We start from the raw sequence: 2772 nt of genomic DNA, 5'->3' as shown, positions 1-2772 counted from the left end.
GGCCTGGCCCGCTCGCTGGCCCACGCGGCCGCCGACGGCAAGATCAGCCTGGCCGAGCTGGCGCGGGCGGTGATCGACGGGGTCTCGGCGGGGGCGGGCGGCGGCCTGGTCCAGGCCCTGGCCAAGGCGGTCGGCTCGAGCTTTTCCGGAGCCAGGGCCGACGGCGGCCCGGTGTCGGCCGGCGGCGCCTATCTGGTCGGCGAGCGCGGCCCCGAGCTGTTCCGCCCGACGGGCGGTGGTTCGGTAGAGCCGGCCGGAACGGCCGGCGTCAATGTCACGATCAACGTCCAGGGCGGCGACACGGCGGGCCTGGCCCGCTCGGATGCGCAACTGGCTCAGGCCTTGGCGCGGGCGGTGAGCCTGGGGGCGAGAAGGCTATAAATGGGTCGCGACGACTTGTGCGCTTCTCGCTCGCGTCGCTAGATGGTCATAAGCTTGGGCAGGGAGGCGACGTGACCGGCAGCGGAATGTTTTACACGGACGCGGCCCTAGTCTGCTTCATGGTCTATGTGTTCTGGGGCGGCTGGGCTGTGACCCTGGCCGGCGGCGTGATGTCGATCCAATTGGCGCGCCGGCCAGGACGCCGGGCCTTGGGCGTCGCCCTGCTTTTCGGCTGCTTGGCTCCCCTGGCCTATGAGTTGTTTTGGTACGCGCTGTCGCAGTCGGCTCTGCCCGAGCCGGACACATCCGGCCCGCTGACCATCGCCGTTACGGCCGGCCTAGCCATTTGCGTGTTCGCCGGGCCCCTGGCGGCCTGGTTCTGCCTAAGAGCACCACGCGCGCCGATCGCTCCGTCTTGATCCGGGCTCCGGCAGGGCGGTCAGGGAAACGGGCGAGGGTGTAATCCCTCACCCTCCCACCGCTGCGCGGCGGGTCCCTCCCTCTCCCGCTGGGAGAGGGTTTTCGATCCTAAACCATCGCCGGCGTCAGCGGCGGTTCGCCGTAGCGGTTCTCGCCGGGCTGGCCTTGGGTGATGCCCACCCAGAGGGTGAAGGCGATCACCGAGACGAAGGCGATGGCGATGCTGACGAACAGGCCGCCGACGCCCGCCAAGGCGGCCCAGCCGGCGTCGCCGTTGGTGACCTCGGCCAGGATCGCGCCGAAGCCGATCGAGATGGCCGAGCCGATGATCAGCACCGGCCCCAGCAGGATCGGCAGCACTTGCCACCAGCCGCTGCGGCCCATGTCGTGCAGGCGCTTGGCGCAGAGGCAGACCCAGGCGAAGATGGCCACCAGGCCGATCGCCTGGCCGAGCAGCGGGATCCAGCCGGCCACCACTTGGGCGCCCAGCAGCATCAGCCAACCGATCCAGAACGCCTGACGACCGATGCGGCCCTCGGCGGAGAAGAACAGTGATTTCCAGTCCATTTCCAGCTCCCAATCTTGAGGAAAGATTAGGGCCGGCGGGCTGGGGATTGAAGTGAATTGCAAGTCATGACGCGGGTTTAACCTGGAGCGGTCCCAGACCTGCGGCTCGGCGCATGGGCCAGCAAGATCAAGAAGGCCGCCCACAGGACCGACAAGCCCAGAACGTCCAACGCCAGTCCGACGAACGGCAGCACCTGGTCGAGGTCGTTGGGGCGCCAGGCGCCCGCCGCGACATGGACCAACAGCGTCACCACGACCATGACGACCAGCCCGTCCGACGTGCGTCCTTGGTCGCGCAAGCGCTTGATGCAGAGACAGACCAGGACGTAGGCGCGAACCACCAGGATCAGGCCGAACGCGATCATCGTCGGCGTGTCCAGCCCTTGCACGGGTCCATGGAGCAGCGCGGTGACGGCCAGTTCGCCGACGATCGGGACCAGCGCCAGCGCGAGCGTCGGCGCGCCCTTGAGCAGCGCCGCCGCGGCGATCGACAACCCCAGCATGCCGAGCAGGCCGAGGACGAAGGCCTGCCGGCCGACCCGGCCGGTCGGGTCGAAGAACAGTCTCAGCCAGCGCATCGGACGTTCTCTCTGGCGACCGTGAACACGACCGAGCGGGCGGGTCGGGCGCCGATCCAGACCACGAAGACGGCGCCGATCAGCGCGTTGGCCATCATGTCGACGACCATCGGCACGATCACCGCCATGCCTTCGGGATAGAGGTCGTAGGCCCAAAGTCCCATCAAGACGTGGACCAGCAGGACGGCCAGGCCGAACGCGACCACCATGCCCGACCCTCCGCCGGCGCCGCGCGAGCGCTTCAGCACCAGGCAGGCGGTGGCGTAGAGGCGCGCGGCGACCAGGAAGATCCCCGCCATCAGCGAAACGTCCGACAAGGCCGCGCCGTGGGCATGGCTCGCGATCACGACCGTTACGAAGGCCTCCCCGACGGCCGGAAGCGCCGCCCAGGCCACGTCCCCGTCGACAAGGGTCAGGCCGGCATAGACCGCCAGGCTGACGATCGTCAGCTGGATCAGGCCGCTCCAGAACGCGCGCCGATCGATTACGCCGCGGGGATCGAAAAGCAGGGGCAACAGACGCATCGGCGGGGCTCCTCCAGGTTCCCGATCCGTATAAGTGAATGCTCACTCACATTCAAGAGGCGAAATCATGACCGCGTTCCATGAGACGCGCCTGCCCGCGCGGCTGGCGTTCGGCTGCACCGGCGGGGTCGAGCGGCGGACCCAGGTGACCACCCTGGCCTCGGGCTTCGAGCGGCGGTCCAGCCCCTGGGCCCAGGGACGTCGGCGCTACCTGATCGGCACCGCGGTGCGGCCGCTGGACGACGCGGCCGCGCTGGTCGCCTTCTTCGAGGCGCGGCGCGGGCGGCTGCACGGCTTTCGCT

The 2772-nt window shown here is 69.2% G+C and carries 6 protein-coding genes; 3 read left to right on the top strand and 3 right to left on the bottom strand.

Features of this window, described 5'->3' with window-relative positions; all coding sequences use genetic code 11:
- A partial coding sequence (locus tag WAL33_RS21385) for a phage tail tape measure protein (RefSeq protein WP_422184018.1) occupies nucleotides 1–381 on the top strand: 381 nt, incomplete at its 5' end.
- A gap of 71 nt (nucleotides 382–452) precedes the next feature.
- On the top strand, nucleotides 453–800 hold the full coding sequence (locus WAL33_RS21380; RefSeq protein WP_422184017.1) for a hypothetical protein: 348 nt from the start codon (nucleotides 453–455) through the stop codon (nucleotides 798–800).
- Nucleotides 801–909: 109 nt separating this feature from the next.
- Here the strand turns inward: WAL33_RS21380 and WAL33_RS21375 are convergent, their stop codons facing one another.
- The 3 genes from WAL33_RS21375 to WAL33_RS21365 all read right to left on the bottom strand — a co-directional run bounded on the left by WAL33_RS21375 (nucleotide 910) and on the right by WAL33_RS21365 (nucleotide 2470).
- Entirely contained in the window at nucleotides 910–1368 is a 459-nt protein-coding gene (locus tag WAL33_RS21375; RefSeq protein WP_422184016.1) for a DUF805 domain-containing protein, read from the bottom strand.
- Nucleotides 1369–1445: 77 nt separating this feature from the next.
- A complete protein-coding gene (locus WAL33_RS21370; RefSeq protein ID WP_422184015.1) occupies nucleotides 1446–1946 on the bottom strand; it encodes a hypothetical protein in 501 nt (166 codons plus the stop codon).
- Nucleotides 1934–2470 (bottom strand): hypothetical protein, encoded by a 537-nt coding sequence (locus tag WAL33_RS21365; protein WP_422184013.1) that lies wholly within the window; start codon nucleotides 2468–2470, stop codon nucleotides 1934–1936. The genes WAL33_RS21370 and WAL33_RS21365 overlap by 13 nt, the downstream gene beginning before the upstream one ends.
- Nucleotides 2471–2534: 64 nt before the next feature.
- Here WAL33_RS21365 and WAL33_RS21360 point away from each other — a divergent pair.
- The coding region (locus WAL33_RS21360) for a DUF2460 domain-containing protein (protein ID WP_422184020.1) at nucleotides 2535–2772 on the top strand (238 nt) is incomplete at its 3' end.

Origin of the sequence: Caulobacter sp., assembly GCF_049283275.1 — a bacterium.
Classification (GTDB): domain Bacteria; phylum Pseudomonadota; class Alphaproteobacteria; order Caulobacterales; family Caulobacteraceae; genus Caulobacter.
Note: the sequence above shows the minus strand (reverse complement) of the source record. Positions and strands in the feature narration are given on the sequence as shown.